This is a genomic window from Arthrobacter sp. 10T425, from assembly GCF_056393985.1.
On the sequence record NZ_JBFTGZ010000009.1, the window covers coordinates 71,652 to 85,988 of the forward strand.

The window sequence follows — 14,337 nt, forward strand, 5'->3', positions numbered from 1 at the left end:
GAACTATGCAGTGCGCGAATGGAGACCAAGATGACGGCAGCAACAGTCCGGCTCGGCGACGGCCTGATGGTCAGCCCCCTGGGGTTCGGCGGCATGGCCCTGACCCCTGTCTACGGCGAGGTGGACCCGGCCGAGGCCCTGCGGACCCTGCATCACGCGGTGGACGCCGGCGTCAGCTTCATCGACACGGCGGACATTTACGGCGGCGGCAGCAACGAGGAGCTGATCGCGCGGCTGCTCAAGGAACGCCGCGGCGAAGTCCAGCTGGCCACCAAATTCGGCCTCGTGGGCACACCGTCGGCCGGCTACACGGACATCCGCGGCGACGCCGCCTACGTGCGGCAGGCCGTGGACCGCAGCCTGCAACGGCTGGGCACCGACACCATTGACCTGTACTACCTGCACCGCCGTGACCTCCGCGTTCCGATAGTGGAAACCGTGGAGGCCATGGCGGGGCTGGTACAGGCCGGCAAGGTGCGGCATCTGGGCCTGTCAGAGGTGACGGCCGAGGAGCTGCGCGAGGCCAGCCGCATCCACCCGATCGCCGCGGTCCAGAGCGAATGGTCCATCTGGAGCCGCGACGTGGAACGCAACGTGGTGCCTGCCGCCGCCGAACTCGGGGTGGGATTTGTGCCGTATTCGCCGCTGGGCCGGGGATTCCTCACCGGCACCGTGGACGCCTCGACGCTGGGCAGCAACGACTTCCGCCGCAACATCCCGCGTTTCGCGGCGGACGCTGCCAGCGCCAACCAGGGCGTGGTGGCGGCCGTGCAGGCGGTCGCTGCGGAACTGAGCGTTGCCGGGCAGGCTGCAACTCCTGCCCAGGTGGCGCTGGCCTGGCTGCTTGCGCGGGGCCGCCAGCTGGGACTGCCCGTGGTCCCCATTCCCGGCACCCGCAAGGCGGACCGGATCGACGAAAACCGGGGCGCCCTGGCCCTCGACTTCACCGCAGCGCAACTGAGGACGCTCGAGTCCGCCGCGGACGCCGTCGTCGGTTCCCGCGCCGCGGACCCCAACTGGGTGTCCCAGGGCCGTGAATAGCGGCTCCGTAGACTGATGCCCATGGACTCGCTCATTCACTCTTTACGTGACATCACCATCCGCCGGATTTCGGTCGGCGAGATGGACAACAATGTTTACCTGCTCACGGCCAGGGCCTCCGGCGCGCAGCTCCTGATCGATGCGGCCGATGATCTGGCCGCCATCCAGGGGCTGCTCGCGGACGCCGCCGCGGATACTTCCGCGACGCCGAAGCTGGCGCTGGTTGCCACCACCCACCAGCACTGGGACCATGTCCGGGCGCTGCCGGGCCTGGTGGAAGCCACCGGTGTGAAAACGGCGGCCGGGACAGAGGATGCCCCGGAGCTGCCGGTGCCGGTGGATGTACTGCTGGACCACGGGGACGTCGGCAACTTCGACGGCTTCGACGTGACGGCTGTACATCTGCGCGGCCACACACCGGGTTCGATCGCCCTTGTGTACCAGGACCCCGAAGGCCCGGCCCACATCTTTTCCGGCGACTCGCTGTTCCCCGGCGGGGTAGGCAACACACAGAAGGATCCGGCGCGCTTTGCCCAGCTGATCACCGATGTGAGCGAGCGGCTGTTCGATGTGTATCCGGATGACACCGTGGTGCACCCGGGACACGGCCAGCCCACCACCCTCGGCGCGGAACGGCCACACCTGGAAGAGTGGCGCGCCCGCGGCTGGTAGCTTCAGCTTTTCGCGGCGTTTTTGGACAACCGCTGCGCTTTCGGACGGCCGCTACGGGGATTCCCGTAKCGGCCGTCCGTTTGCGCAGCGCCAGCTATTTTGCGTAGCTGAGAACCGGAACCTTAGCGGCCGCGGCGTTCGTTCGAGGCCGGAGCCGACGCGCGGCGGGGGCCCGAGCCGCGGGCCGGACGTCCTTCACCGGAACGGCCGTTGCCGCCGCCGGCGTAGGATCCGCCCGAGGTGCCACCGGTGTTGGAGGACCAGACAGCCGCGCTGCCTCCAGATTTGCTGCCGGCGGACTTGGCGCCGGCAGCTGCACGCTGGCCGGTTGCCGGGCGTCCGCTGCGCTGGCCGCCGGTCGAAGCGCCGGTGCGGGGAGCGCCACCTGTGCGGGGAGCTCCGCTGCGGGGAGCCGAAGCGCCCCGGGCGTCGCCGCGTCCGTCTGCGGCGCGACCGTCCGAACCGCGGCCGGCTGCGGCACGGCCGCCGGCGGCCGGAACATCGTTGTGGTGCGCATAGGCGGTGGTGCGGCCGCGGCCACGCGCATTCCGGCGTTCGGCGCGCTCGGCATCTGCGCGGTCCTGGTTCTGTTCGGCGACACGGTCGGCGGCGTTGCGGGCAGCAGCTTTGCCTTCGTAGGCGACGGCGCGGCGCTCGGCGCGCGGCAGGTCGGTCCGCGGTGCCTCGGCGGACACCCGTCCGCGTCCGCCACGGCCACCACGGCCACCCGCGGTGGGTGCAGCCTGGGTGGTGCGGCGGGCGCGCTTGCGCTCGGCGTTGGCACCGGTGGAGGTGCCGCCGCCGTGCTGGGCGGCTTTGGCTGCCAGCAGGGCGGCACGGGTGCGGGGATCGATCTTGTCGGCCATTTCGCCGACCAGTTCAGCAACCAGCGGGGAGTTGGCGGTGACGCGCTCGAAGTTGACCTCGACACCGGCGGCCTTCATCAGCTTCTTGACGTCGGACTGCTGCTCGGGCAGGGTCAGCGTGACCACGGTGCCGTCGGAACCGGCGCGGGCCGTACGGCCTGAGCGGTGCAGGTACGCCTTGTGCTCCGTGGGCGGATCCACGTGGATGACCAGTTCGACGTCGTCGACGTGGACGCCGCGGGCCGCGACGTCGGTGGCCACCAGGACGCGGACATCGCCGGAGGAGAACTCGGCCAGGTTGCGGTCACGGGCGTTCTGCGAGAGGTTGCCGTGCAGATCGACGGCGGGGATGCCGGCGTCGGTCAGGGTCTTGGCCAGCTTGCGGGCGTGGTGCTTGGTGCGCATGAAGAGCACGCGGCGGCCGGCCCCGGAGGCGAGCTCGACGATCAGCTGCTTCTTGACGGTCTGGTCGTTGACCACCAGCACGTGGTGTTCCATGGTGGTCACCGCGGCCTGCGGGTCGTCCACGGAGTGGGTCAGCGGGTTGGACAGGTAGCGCTGGACGATCTTGTCCACGCCGTTGTCCAGGGTGGCGGAGAACAGCAGGCGCTGGCCCTGGGTGGGGGTCATGTCCATGAGCTTCTTGACCACCGGGAGGAAGCCAAGGTCGGCCATGTGGTCGGCCTCGTCCAGGACGGTGATCTCGACTGCTTCGAGGGTCAGGATGCGCTGGCGGATCAGGTCCTCCAGGCGGCCCGGGCAGGCGATGACGATGTCGACGCCGGCGCGCAGGGCCTTTTCCTGGCGGGCCTGGGAGATGCCGCCGTAGATCACGGTGGTGGTCAGGCCCATGGCCTTGGCCATCGGCTCGATGGTCGCGTTGATCTGCGTGGCCAGTTCGCGGGTGGGAGCCAGGACCAGGCCCATCGGGCGGCCGGGCTTGCGGAAGTGCTTGGCTTCGCGCTCTGCGAGTCGTGCCACCAGCGGGATGGCGAATGCGATGGTCTTGCCGGAGCCGGTGCGGCCGCGGCCCAGGACGTCGCGTCCGGACAGGGTGTCGGGAAGGGTCTTGACCTGGATCGGGAAGGGCTCCACGATCCCCTGTGCGGTCAGGGTGTCGGCAAGTGCTTTGGGCGTGCCGAGGGCAGCAAATGTAGTCATGTGTTTCAAAGTCTTTCAGGCGGTATCCGTGCGGATATCGGCCCCCGATGCCGGTTGGCTCAAGGGTTCGCCGAAGAAAAGTCAGGTGATCAACCGGGCTGTTGCCAAACTTCAGCAAGCGGCCGCCGGGACCAAATGGAACGCGTTCATCGACGCAGGATGTGCCTCTCACATGAAAAAATCCCACTGCCTGCGTGCGGATTCCCGAAGGATTCCGGCAGGGATCCGGCTGATGGACCGAAGCCGGTCAACCAAATCAAAAGTGGGCATCACTGCACATCAAGTTCCACTAGCCTACCACCCGGCAGGCCCGGGTCCCGTATCCGTGACGGCCGGCCCGGCCCCTAGCCCGCCATGCTGGGGGCTTGGAACAGCGGCATGTGGGACAACTGGGCGGATGCATGAGCGGATGTGTTGACGGCCGCCCGTGACGGCGTTTTGGCCGGTCCCCGGTCGGCTGGCCGCAGGATCACGAGCGCCTCGGCGTCGATGAGGCGGCGGGTCCCCGTCCGGGCATCGAGGATCCAGAACAGGTCCACGCCTGTGACGGTCTGGGTCACCGGGCCCCGGTGGAAGAGCTTCCCGTTGTGCCACGCCTCGATCTCGTCCCCCACGTTCAACTCGGCCGAGCTGCGGATCTGCCGTGCTTCGTCAACGTCCATGGTCATTGCCCTTCCCCAGCGTTCAATGTCTTGTGCCCAGCATTCATGACGCAGGTTTCAGATTGGTTTCCGGAGCGTGATTTCCACGTGTCCGTCCGCCTGCGCGGCGCCCGGACGGAAGCCCGGACGGCGTATTGACCGCCCTTACGTCCGGGAGGACCATGGTGGGCGGGAAGGGCCGCACGAGGGGCGGCCCGTGAGGGGAGTCGGACGCAATGCCGGGAATAGTCTCCGCTGGCCTGTTTCGGGTCATCCAGCTGGCGTTGTTTCCCTTGAGTGCGGCCGGCTACATCACGTCCGTCCCCGGGATGCTCGCCTACAGCCGGCGCACCGGCACGTCGGCCACGCTGCTCGCATCCCTCTACACGCGCTGGATGCAGCACCGCCTGGGGACACGGCCGGATGTCCCCGCGGCCCGGCTCATGGCCGTTCTGCCGAACGTGTCCGCGACTGGCATCCAGATGGAGACCGCCCCCACGCTCGCCGCCCACCTGATCACGGGCTACGTGCCCAGGCTCTACCGCTATCCGTACCCGGGGCCGGCACCGATGCGCCACCAGCCGACAGCACGGACCAGCCTCTATGACGCGGCCGTTCAACGGCATCGCGGGGGCATCGACCAGCTCGTGATCCTCGGGGCGGGATTCGACACCCGGGCGTTCCGGCTGGCGCCCGGGGACCGGGTGCGTTGCTTTGAACTCGACCTGCCCCGGACCCAGGCTTTCAAACTCGCGATGCTCGAAAAAGCGGGCCTCTCTACGCGCCTGGCCACGTACGTACCCGCCGATTTCGAGACCGAGGACTGGATGGAGAAGCTGCTCGCAGCCGGTTTCGACCCGAACCGGCCCGCACTGTTCCTCTGGGAAGCGGTGACCATGTACCTGGACCGCGCCTCCGTCGAGGCGACGCTGCGCAGGATCGCCGGCACCGCCCCGGGCAGCATCGTGGCCTTCGACTACTTTTCCAGGGAAACGATCACCTCGGGATCGCCCTACATGCGGTATGCGCGGGCTGCCGCGAGATTCGTCGGCGAGCCCCTGACCTTTGGGATCGACAACACTCCCCCGGCCAGGAAGAGCGCCGCGGACTTTGTTGGGTGCTTCGGACTGGTCCTTGAGGAGCACAGGAATTTCGGCAGGGAGACCCGACGGCGGTCCGCGCCGGGAGGGTTCGTCACCGCCGTCGTGCCTGAAAACAAACAGCGAAACCCGGCGAACCGCCATGATGAGGGGAAACCATGACAAAACGCAGCCACAGCCACGAGCATGTCGCCGCCGAACACGCGGCGGTCGAGGATGCGGCGCCCGGTTCCGCAGCCCGGATGTGGGATGAAAAGTACAGCAGCCGGTCCAGGATGTGGAGCGGGGAGCCGAATCCGCAACTCGTCGCCGAGGTGGCGGACCTTCCTGCCGGCGAGGCCCTGGACCTGGGGTGCGGCGAGGGCGCGGACGCGATATGGCTCGCTGCCCGCGGTTGGAGCGTGACGGGCCTGGACGTTTCCGCCGTCGCCCTGGAGCGTGCGGCCGCCCACGCCCGGGAACGGGGCCAGGACGCCACCATCGAGTGGGTGCAGCAGGATCTTGCCACATGGGTCCCGGACCGGTTGTTCGACCTCGTCACGGCCCAGTTCCTGCATTCCACCCAGATGCCGTGGCAGCAGGCGTTGCAGCTCGCCGCGGCCGCGGTGCGGACCGGCGGAACGCTGCTGATCGTCGGCCATCACCCCGACGGGCTGCCTCCGTGGGGCGCGCACCATACTCCGGAGAAGTTCTTCACGGCCGAGGACCTTGCCCGGGAACTCCGGATCGAGGAGCCGATGTGGCGTGCCGAGGTCCTGGACAGCCGGCGTCGCAGCGCCGTCGGGCCCGACGGCGAGGCAGTGTCCCTTACGGATGCCGTGCTGCGGGCCACGCGCCTGGCCGCCCAGTAGACGGCCCAACGGCCTGTCGGGCCATTGTCTGGATGGCCTGCGGGGCCGCTGCCTCAGGCGGCCCCGGGATGTCCAGGACCGCATGTGATGCAGCTCACTCCGATTCGACCGTGAGGATTTCCGTTCGCGGCCCGTCTTATCTATGACGGCGCCACAGAGCGTCTTCCTCAACCGATCAGGAGTGATTGCCTTGACCACCCAAACGCAGACCACCCAGACGCACACCCCGGCAGACGTCCAGGGACAAGCCGGCCCGGCAACCGAAGCGAAGGCCCCCGCAGCGAAGGCGCCCGCCGCGAAGTCCCCCACGCTGGGCGCGCCCGCACCGGCCCCAGGCATCGACGGCCGCGGTGCGACCACTGTCGCAGACGGCGTTGTGGCAAAGATCGCCGGCATCGCGATCCAGGAAATCGAAGGAGTGCACGCCCTCGGCGGCGGAGCAGCCCGTGCGCTGGGAACCCTGCGTGAAAGGGTCGGCCAAAAGGACCTCACCCAGGGCGTCAGCGTGGAAGTCGGACAAACGCAGGTAGCCGTCGACATCACCCTGGTGGTCGAGTACCCGCACCCGCTCCAGCTTGTCGCGGACAAGGCCCGCGACGCTGTGTATACGGCCATCGAGGACCTCGTCGGCATGGAGGTGACGGAAGTGAACATCACCATCACGGACATCCATGTGCCCTCCGATGACGAGGACACCGAGGACGCACGGACCGAGCCGAGGGTGGCTTGAGCCCCACGCTGGCCGGCCTGGCCATCGGAGCCGTCCTGGCCGCAGCGTCCCTGGCGTTCGGATTCTGGGGTTTCCTGCTCACCGCGCTCTTCATGGGGGCAGGGGCCGTGCTGGGCCGCGCGGCCGAGGGGCGGCTGGATCTTGGCGGAGTGCTGGACGCCCTGCGCGGCAAGCGCTCCTCCTCGTGAAGCGGGCGGGGCACACCCGGATCACCCCGGCAGCCCTCAGGCACACCATCGAGACGATCGCGGCCCACGCCTTCAGCGTTCCGAGATCCGACGTCGCCGCGGTGCTGGATGACGATTCGGGCCGGCTCGCCGCGAGAGTCTCCGTGAAGCTGGCGCTCCCGCCGCTCCTGGGCCCGCGCCGGGGGCCCGACGGCGGCACCGTCTTCGACCGCTCCCGGGCGGCCCGGACAGCCATCATTGCCCGCGGCCTGGACCTCACCGGCCGGACGCTCAGCAGCGTAGATATCCGGCTCAGCGGGGCCGCACAGCACTCCGGCACTGCCAGGGTCGACGCGCCATCCGGAGCGCCACGCCGGAACCACAAGGACCGGAACCACAAGGAAAGGAAAATCGCATGAGCCAGGATCGAGCCATTCGGCGCCTCGTTCGCAGGGAGACCCACTCTTCCCGGGCCACGGCGTCCATCCTGACCGCTAGCGTCCTTGCCGCCGTCTTCCTCTGGCTTGCCCTCGAGACCGTCCTGGCCCTCCTCCAGGAGAGCCCGCTCCTTGGCAGCCCCGACCGGCTGGGCCGATGGCTCACCGGCGTGCCGGCCACCACGCTCCCGGCCGGGTTGGTGGCCGCCGGCGCCGGCCTGGCGGTTCTCGGTCTGGCGCTGCTCGCAGCCGCAACCATGCCCGGCCGCCGGTCCCGGCACGCCGTGCACAGCGGCCGGAGCGCCGTGGTGGTCGATGGCGAGGTGATCGCCTCGGCAGTATCCCGGCGGGCGCGCCTCACCGCGGGGCTGGCTCCCGGGCAGATCATCACCACGGTGGGCAAGCGGGCTGTACGCGTCCAGGTCCGTCCGACGTCGGGCGTTTCCGTGGACCGGGACGCGATCAGCGCCGCGGTCGACGACGAGCTGGCCGGGTACTCCCTTGGCCGCCGGATCGCACCGACAATCCACATCATGAGGGAAGGGGCGCTGGGGCAATGAGTCGGACCAACAGGGCATTGAACCGGATCCTGCTGGCCCTGGCCGGGCTCGTGCTGCTCGCGGCCGGCGCTGCAACGGCTGCCGCCGGGATCCTGCCGGACGTTGCGGCCGCATGGGCGGCCACAGGATCCTCCCTCCTGGACCAGGCCGGAACACTCCTCGCCTCGGCACCGCTCCCGGGCCCCGCCCGCAGCTGGTGGGCCATGGCCGGGCTCGCCGCGCTGGCCACGGCCGCCGGGCTCAGTATCGCCTGGATCGCATCGCAGGGTGGCGGCCGGACACCTCGCGTGGGCCGGGAATCTGACGGCGGCCGCGGCACCACCGTCGTCGAAACCGGGTTTGTCTCGGCGGCCGTCAAACAGGCCCTCGCCGGCAACCGCCTGGTACTCGGCACCTCGGTATCGGCATGGGACAACAGAGGCACAACGGGACTCCGGCTGCGGCTCCAGGCGCGGCAGGGCGCATCTCCAAGGGAGATCGCGGACACCGCCGACGTCCTGGTCCAGGGGATCGACACATTGCTCGGCCATCCGCTCCCGGTTCTGGTCCGAATCACCAGCGGCACCAAAACCTGGGCGGCCGCACCGGATCGCGCCCGCTAGCCGGCCGGAAGATGTACCGCAACACCGCACCACGCCGTAATGACAGCAGAGGAAACATCATGGGAATCGACGACAAAGTCAACTACACAGTCATCCACCACATCGGTGCGGCCAAAGAAGGCGTCGGCAGCATGACAGGCGACCAGGGCCTCAAGCGGGAAGGCCAGCACGAGCAGGCCCAGGCAAAACTGCAGGAGGCCGGCGACCGGGTCAAGGACGCCGCGGCCGATATCGGAGAGAACATCAAGGACGCCGCGCGGAAGCTCAAGGAAGGCTTCAGCAAGGAGTAGCCCGCACCCCGATATGCCCGCGATGAAAGCAGAGATAAGCGCGTGACTGGTTCACCTTCGGCGCCGCATCAACTGGACCTCGTACCGGACGCCCTGCTGGTGGGTCGGGCCACCGACGGCGACACCGCCGCTTTCGAGGCGCTGGCCCGACGGCATGGCCCCGTTATGCGGGCCTGCGCCCGCCGCCTGACCGGCTCCCTCGCCGATGCCGACGACGTAGTGCAGGAATCGCTGATGCAGGCCTGGAAGCAGCTCGACACCCTGCGCGATGGGGACGCCGTGAAGGGCTGGCTGCTGCGTATTACCGGCAGCCGCAGCATCGACCACCTGCGCCGGCGAAGAAACCATTCGGACCTCGGCGATCTCCACCACGGGCTGGAGGCTGGTGCGGGCGCCGCTCACAGGGACCACCCCGAACACGCCGCCCTGAGCGGTTCCCGGATGGACGCGCTCAAGACCGCGCTGGCCGCCCTGCCCGAGGAACAACGCCGCTGCTGGGTGCTGAAGGCGTTCAATGACCAGAGCTATGAGGAAATTGCGCAAACCTTGAACATCAGCACTGCCAGCGTCCGCGGCCGCCTTTCCCGGGCACGCATCACTCTGGCCCGCGAAATGGAGGACTGGCGATGAGCACCCCTGGCGAGACTCTCGGCTGCGGGCACAACCTGGCAGACCTGAGCGAATACCTGGACACCGGACGGATCGGCGATCCCGGCCACCTTGAGGACTGTCCCGAATGCCAGTCCGGGCTGGCCTCGCTGCGCAGGCTCGCGGCCCTCGGCAATGAACTGCTCGACGCCGACACCGCCGCGGCCGGCAACGGCAGCGACGACTGGATGAAGACCATTCTGGACAACCTGCACCTGGAACTGCGGCCGGGCAGGAACATTCCCCTGCGCGCCGACACACCCGGCGACCTCCTCACCGAGACAGAGGGCGCCATATCGGCGCTGATCCGCTCTGTTGCGGATTCCCTGCCCGGCACCGCTGCCGGAAAATGCCGCCTGTACGGGGACGTCACCGAGCCGGGGGCCCCCATCACCATCGGCGTCGACCTCGCCGTCGTCTACGGGCATCCCTTGGAACAGCGCGCCACCGCGCTTCGCTGGAAGTTGGCCACGACCCTGGCCCTGCAGACAGAACTGAACATCACGGCGATCGATGTCACGATCACCGACGTTTTGGAGCCCGGCAATCCAGACCCAGAGGAGACGCCATGACCCAGCCCTTGCCTCCCGGGCACGGCACACCTGCGGCACTGCCCGACGCCGCGCTGCCGGCCGAGCTGCCCGACGCTGCGCTGCCGGCCGAGCTGCGGGCGGTCATCGAGGCCGTTCACGGCGTGACGGCGGTGTATCCGGCGCGACCGCTCTGGCAAACGATCGCGGGCGCGGCCCGGTCGGCCGTGACCGGAGAAGCGCCGCCGGCTGTTGACGTCATCGATTCCGGTGCCGGCGCGACACCTTCGACCGTGAGGACGCGCATCGGCGTGAGCGGGGCGTACCCGGCCCCGGAGGTGGCCCGGGCCGTGGCCGCGGCGGTGCGGCGGCACTTCAGCCCGCACCCTGTGAATGTCCACGTTGGCATCGTCCAGATCGGCATCGACCAGGTTTCAGAAGCCCCGCCGCGCAAAATATGACAAAAGACAGCGGACGACAACTGAAGCTAAGATGATCGACAGCTGTCGAACCCGCCCACGGGCGGGTGATCTGCGCCAATGCGATTCGGAGCCCGCAGCGGGCGGGCGTGCCCGCGTCGCAATTTTCCCTAGGGCCCGGCGAAAGATGAGGGTCCCGGACCGGCTCCCGCGCCTTCCGGGAGCTTCGTCCCGCCGGGAGCGCGGCGGCACTCCACCGACCAGACGGTCCACCTACGCGGACCGACGTGACAACAGGGACCACGAAATACCGGCCCTAACCTTGATCTACCCGCCAAAACTGTTACCTCCGTCACACTCTGACGGATCCGTGCGGCCCGCACTGTGGAACCCCCGCCGGCGACCGCCTGTGACAAGGAAGAAGCCTCATGTCTGAACGCACCACCACGGCCGCTCCGGCCACTGCAGAATCTGACATTGCCCAAACTGGAACTGCCGCCTCCGCCAACGGTGACTCCGGGAACCGCGAACCGCACCTCGCCCGGGCCCTCGGCAACCGCCACATCCAGCTGCTCGCCATCGGCGGCGCGATTGGCACCGGCCTGTTCATGGGATCCGGGAAGACCATCTCGCTCGCCGGCCCCTCCGTCATCTTCGTCTACATGATCATCGGCTTCATGCTGTTCTTCGTGATGCGTGCCATGGGCGAGATCCTGCTCTCCAACCTGAACTACAAGTCCTTCAGCGACTTCGCCGGTGACCTCCTGGGGCCGTGGGCCGGCTTCTTCACCGGATGGTCCTACTGGTTCTTCTGGGTGGTCACCGGGGTGGCGGACATCGTCGCCATTTCCGGCTACGTGGACAAGCTCGCTCCCGGCACGCCCCTGTGGATCCCCGCGCTGCTCACGCCCGTGGTCTTGATCCTCCTGAACCTCCCCACCGTGAAGGCGTTCGGTGAAGCGGAGTTCTGGTTTGCCATCATCAAGGTGGTCGCCATCGTGGCCCTGATCGTCACCGGCGCGGTCATGATCGCCACCCACTTCACGTCCCCGAACGGCGCAGAAGCCAACCTCGCCAACATGTGGAACGACGGCGGCATGTTCCCGCACGGCATGTTCGGCTTCGTCCTCGGCTTCCAGATCGCCATCTTCGCTTTCGCCGGAATCGAACTGGTGGGCACCGCCGCCGCCGAAACCAAGGACCCGGAGAAGAACCTGCCGCGCGCCATCAACTCCATCCCGGTCCGCGTCCTCCTCTTCTACGTGGGCGCTCTGGTGGTCATCATGGCCGTCAATCCGTGGCGCACCATCGACCCCGCCAGCAGCCCGTTCATCGGCATGTTCACCCTCGCCGGGCTGGGGATCGCCGCGGTGGTCATCAACCTTGTGGTCCTGACCTCCGCCGCCTCCAGCGCCAACTCCGGAATCTACTCAACCTCCCGGATGGTCTACGGCCTCGCCCAGGACGGGAACGCGCCCAAAGCGTTCGGAAAGCTCAGCGTCCGCAAAGTACCGCAGAACGCGCTGCTGTTCTCCTGCATCTTCCTGCTGGCCGGCCTGGTCCTGCTCTATTCCGGCGACTCCGTGATCGGCGCGTTCACGGTGGTCACTTCCGTGGCGTCCGTGCTGACCATGTTTGTGTGGTCCATGATCCTGGTCAGCTACATCGTCTTCCGCCGCCGCCGGCCGGCCCTGCACGAGGCTTCGTCCTTCAAGATGCCCGGCTCCGCCTTCATGCCGTACGTCGTGCTCGCGTTCTTCGTGTTCATGCTGGTGGCCCTGGGGCAGGCCGACGACACCCGGCTGGCACTCTTCGTGGCGCCCGTGTGGTTCCTGCTGCTGGGCGCGGCCTGGCACTTCAACCGCAAGTCCCCGCTGCAGCAGGCCCGGATTGTGGAATGGAAGGCCGTCCGCTCGCAGGAGGAAGCCCGCGCGGCTGCCTGATCCCCGCGCGGAAACAAGCGAGCGCTGAAACAAAGGAGCGCTGACGCACAGGAGCCCCGGCCGGATCATCCGGCCGGGGCTCCTGTGCAGTGCTTGTTATGGTGCTGTGCGCGTCATGGTGCTGTGCCCGTCATGGTGCTGTGCCCGTCATAGTGCTTGCCCCTACGCGCGTTTGGTGACGGCGGCCGGGACGACGGCGACGCGCGGCGCGACGGCCACGGCGGCCATCCCGATCACCGCCGTCAGCGCGAACACTCCGGCAAACGACGCCGACGGCGCCGCCGTCGCGAACGCTGCGAACACGATCCCGGTGCCGGCGAGGGCCAGGGCACCGCCGAGGGAATCCGAAATGGACATCGCCGAACTGTTGAAACCCTCGGTGTCCTTGGTGGAGAGTGCCAGGGTCATGACGCTCAGCCGCGGATACATCAGGCCCATGCCGCCCCCGGCGAAGATCCATCCCGCGATCGCGACCGCGGCCGGCCAGGCCAGCACCGTGGTCACGAGGGCCAGGACGACGGCGCCAAGGACCAGGGCCGATCCGATCCGCACCGCCCTCCGGTGCTCCAGCCGGGTCCCCAGCCGGCCTTGGATGGCCGACGCAGCAGCCCAGGCGATGGCGCCGCCGGTGAGCGTGAGGCCAGCAAACGTCGGGGCGAAGGCGTAGCGTTCCACGAGCAGGTACGGCAGGTAGACCTCGGCGCCGAAAAACGCCGCGGATGCCAGGCCGCGGGTAAGGATCACGCTCGGCAGGCCGCGCCGGGCGGTCAGCGTTCCCCGCGGCATGAGGGGACGGACGGCCAGGAGCGCGACGGCGACGGCGGCCGCCGCCAGCACCCCGCCGGCGACCGGTACCGCGGCGGACAGGTTCAGGCCCAGCACGGCGAGCGCTGCCAGCGCCGCCAGCGCCAACTTGGCAAGGCCTCCCGGCCGGCCGCGGGGCCCTGGCTCAGCGGCCGGGGAATCTCCGTCGGCGCCCGTGCTGCCGTTCAGGCCGCGCAGGGCCGGGGCCGTCAGGAGCAGGGCCGGCACCACCAGTCCGACCACACCGAGAAAGACCCACTGCCAGCCGGCCAACTGGGCCACGGCGCCGGCCGCGAACGGTCCCACTAGGGACGGGATGACCCAGGCCGCGGAGAAGGCGGCGAAAATTTTCGGATGCAGGACCGGCGGGTAGACCCGGGCAATCACCACGTAGAGGGCCACGGTAAGCCCGCCGCCGCCGAGTCCCTGCACCAGCCGTCCGGACACGAGGACCGGCATGGTTCCGGCGGTACCGGCGATGAGCAGGCCGAGCACGAACATGCCCACTGCGGCCAGGAGCGGCGCCACCGGCCCCTTGCGGTCCGACCAGCTGCCCGCGGCCACCATGCCGATCACCCCGGTGGCAAGCGGCCCGGCGAAGGCCAAGGCGTAGAGTCCCGCACCGTCCAGTTCCCGGCTGACGAGCGGCATGATGGTGGTCACCGCCAGGGACTCGAAGGCCGCCAGGAACACGAGCGCGCAGGCGCCGAGGGTCACCAGCAGGTAGCTGCGGTGGAAGATGCCGGCCGATTCCGGGACGGCTTTCGGACGGGATTCCTGGTGATGGGGCGGGTCGGTCTGGGGCACGTGCCACAGCTTACAACCGGACCCCCACAGCCCGCCCGCCTGTGGGCCTATCAGCTGGCCGGTGGGCC

The 14,337-nt window shown here is 68.9% G+C and carries 17 protein-coding genes; 14 read left to right on the plus strand and 3 right to left on the minus strand.

The annotated features are described in order from the left end of the window. The first annotated feature begins 30 nt into the window (after positions 1–30). Both AC1DDH_RS12175 and AC1DDH_RS12180 read left to right on the plus strand, forming a co-directional pair. Positions 31–1,041, plus strand: a complete 1,011-nt coding sequence (locus tag AC1DDH_RS12175) for an aldo/keto reductase (protein ID WP_476955519.1) — start codon at positions 31–33, stop codon at positions 1,039–1,041. A gap of 21 nt (positions 1,042–1,062) precedes the next feature. Then, positions 1,063–1,713 carry an MBL fold metallo-hydrolase gene (locus AC1DDH_RS12180; RefSeq protein WP_243180621.1) on the plus strand — a complete coding sequence of 217 codons (651 nt, stop codon included), beginning with the start codon at positions 1,063–1,065 and terminating at the stop codon, positions 1,711–1,713. Between the two features lie 122 nt (positions 1,714–1,835). On the opposite strand, the gene AC1DDH_RS12185 is transcribed toward AC1DDH_RS12180, so the two are convergent. After that, positions 1,836–3,740 (minus strand): DEAD/DEAH box helicase, encoded by a 1,905-nt coding sequence (locus tag AC1DDH_RS12185; protein WP_476856999.1) that lies wholly within the window; start codon positions 3,738–3,740, stop codon positions 1,836–1,838. A 344-nt stretch (positions 3,741–4,084) separates the two neighbouring features. Then, a complete protein-coding gene (locus tag AC1DDH_RS12190) occupies positions 4,085–4,402 on the minus strand; it encodes a hypothetical protein (RefSeq protein WP_476857000.1) in 318 nt (105 codons plus the stop codon). Between the two features lie 215 nt (positions 4,403–4,617). Here AC1DDH_RS12190 and AC1DDH_RS12195 point away from each other — a divergent pair, with 215 nt between their 5' ends. From AC1DDH_RS12195 to cycA, 12 genes are all read left to right on the plus strand, one after another. Next, entirely contained in the window at positions 4,618–5,643 is a 1,026-nt protein-coding gene (locus tag AC1DDH_RS12195) for a class I SAM-dependent methyltransferase (RefSeq protein ID WP_476860214.1), read from the plus strand. Continuing rightward, on the plus strand, positions 5,640–6,332 hold the full coding sequence (locus tag AC1DDH_RS12200; protein ID WP_476860215.1) for an SAM-dependent methyltransferase: 693 nt from the start codon (positions 5,640–5,642) through the stop codon (positions 6,330–6,332). The genes AC1DDH_RS12195 and AC1DDH_RS12200 overlap by 4 nt, the downstream gene beginning before the upstream one ends. Before the next feature lie 310 nt (positions 6,333–6,642). After that, positions 6,643–7,062: an Asp23/Gls24 family envelope stress response protein gene (locus tag AC1DDH_RS12205; protein ID WP_476860238.1), complete on the plus strand. Its 420-nt coding sequence runs from the start codon at positions 6,643–6,645 to the stop codon at positions 7,060–7,062. Then, on the plus strand, positions 7,059–7,250 hold the full coding sequence (locus tag AC1DDH_RS12210) for a hypothetical protein (RefSeq protein ID WP_223917174.1): 192 nt from the start codon (positions 7,059–7,061) through the stop codon (positions 7,248–7,250). Before AC1DDH_RS12205 ends, AC1DDH_RS12210 begins: the two co-directional genes overlap by 4 nt. Then, positions 7,247–7,648: a hypothetical protein gene (locus tag AC1DDH_RS12215; protein ID WP_476887114.1), complete on the plus strand. Its 402-nt coding sequence runs from the start codon at positions 7,247–7,249 to the stop codon at positions 7,646–7,648. Before AC1DDH_RS12210 ends, AC1DDH_RS12215 begins: the two co-directional genes overlap by 4 nt. Then, positions 7,645–8,226: a hypothetical protein gene (locus tag AC1DDH_RS12220; protein WP_476857004.1), complete on the plus strand. Its 582-nt coding sequence runs from the start codon at positions 7,645–7,647 to the stop codon at positions 8,224–8,226. The genes AC1DDH_RS12215 and AC1DDH_RS12220 overlap by 4 nt, the downstream gene beginning before the upstream one ends. After that, the gene (locus AC1DDH_RS12225) at positions 8,223–8,828 is read left to right on the plus strand and encodes a hypothetical protein (RefSeq protein WP_476857005.1); all 606 of its coding nucleotides are present in this window, start codon (positions 8,223–8,225) and stop codon (positions 8,826–8,828) included. Before AC1DDH_RS12220 ends, AC1DDH_RS12225 begins: the two co-directional genes overlap by 4 nt. 59 nt (positions 8,829–8,887) lie before the next feature. Then, positions 8,888–9,118, plus strand: coding sequence for a CsbD family protein (locus AC1DDH_RS12230; protein WP_476849806.1), 231 nt, complete (start codon positions 8,888–8,890; stop codon positions 9,116–9,118). A 42-nt stretch (positions 9,119–9,160) separates the two neighbouring features. Then, complete coding sequence (locus tag AC1DDH_RS12235) at positions 9,161–9,748, plus strand: RNA polymerase sigma factor (RefSeq protein ID WP_476887112.1); 588 nt, start codon at positions 9,161–9,163, stop codon at positions 9,746–9,748. Then, positions 9,745–10,338, plus strand: coding sequence for an anti-sigma factor (locus AC1DDH_RS12240; RefSeq protein ID WP_230008642.1), 594 nt, complete (start codon positions 9,745–9,747; stop codon positions 10,336–10,338). The genes AC1DDH_RS12235 and AC1DDH_RS12240 overlap by 4 nt, the downstream gene beginning before the upstream one ends. Further along, positions 10,335–10,757, plus strand: a complete 423-nt coding sequence (locus tag AC1DDH_RS12245) for a hypothetical protein (RefSeq protein WP_476887111.1) — start codon at positions 10,335–10,337, stop codon at positions 10,755–10,757. The genes AC1DDH_RS12240 and AC1DDH_RS12245 overlap by 4 nt, the downstream gene beginning before the upstream one ends. 386 nt (positions 10,758–11,143) lie before the next feature. Beyond that, on the plus strand, positions 11,144–12,658 hold the full coding sequence (cycA, locus tag AC1DDH_RS12250; RefSeq protein ID WP_476857008.1) for a D-serine/D-alanine/glycine transporter: 1,515 nt from the start codon (positions 11,144–11,146) through the stop codon (positions 12,656–12,658). Positions 12,659–12,820: 162 nt separating this feature from the next. Here the strand turns inward: cycA and AC1DDH_RS12255 are convergent, their stop codons facing one another. Then, entirely contained in the window at positions 12,821–14,269 is a 1,449-nt protein-coding gene (locus AC1DDH_RS12255) for an MFS transporter (RefSeq protein WP_476955520.1), read from the minus strand. Positions 14,270–14,337 lie beyond the last annotated feature (68 nt).

Coding starts and splice junctions, on each gene's coding strand:
- AC1DDH_RS12175 (WP_476955519.1), top strand. CDS start 31: ATGACGGCAGCAACAGTCCGGCTCGGCGACGGCCTGATGGTCAGCCCC.
- AC1DDH_RS12180 (WP_243180621.1), top strand. CDS start 1,063: ATGGACTCGCTCATTCACTCTTTACGTGACATCACCATCCGCCGGATT.
- AC1DDH_RS12185 (WP_476856999.1), bottom strand. CDS start 3,740: ATGACTACATTTGCTGCCCTCGGCACGCCCAAAGCACTTGCCGACACC.
- AC1DDH_RS12190 (WP_476857000.1), bottom strand. CDS start 4,402: ATGGACGTTGACGAAGCACGGCAGATCCGCAGCTCGGCCGAGTTGAAC.
- AC1DDH_RS12195 (WP_476860214.1), top strand. CDS start 4,618: ATGCCGGGAATAGTCTCCGCTGGCCTGTTTCGGGTCATCCAGCTGGCG.
- AC1DDH_RS12200 (WP_476860215.1), top strand. CDS start 5,640: ATGACAAAACGCAGCCACAGCCACGAGCATGTCGCCGCCGAACACGCG.
- AC1DDH_RS12220 (WP_476857004.1), top strand. CDS start 7,645: ATGAGCCAGGATCGAGCCATTCGGCGCCTCGTTCGCAGGGAGACCCAC.
- AC1DDH_RS12225 (WP_476857005.1), top strand. CDS start 8,223: ATGAGTCGGACCAACAGGGCATTGAACCGGATCCTGCTGGCCCTGGCC.
- AC1DDH_RS12230 (WP_476849806.1), top strand. CDS start 8,888: ATGGGAATCGACGACAAAGTCAACTACACAGTCATCCACCACATCGGT.
- AC1DDH_RS12240 (WP_230008642.1), top strand. CDS start 9,745: ATGAGCACCCCTGGCGAGACTCTCGGCTGCGGGCACAACCTGGCAGAC.
- AC1DDH_RS12245 (WP_476887111.1), top strand. CDS start 10,335: ATGACCCAGCCCTTGCCTCCCGGGCACGGCACACCTGCGGCACTGCCC.
- cycA (WP_476857008.1), top strand. CDS start 11,144: ATGTCTGAACGCACCACCACGGCCGCTCCGGCCACTGCAGAATCTGAC.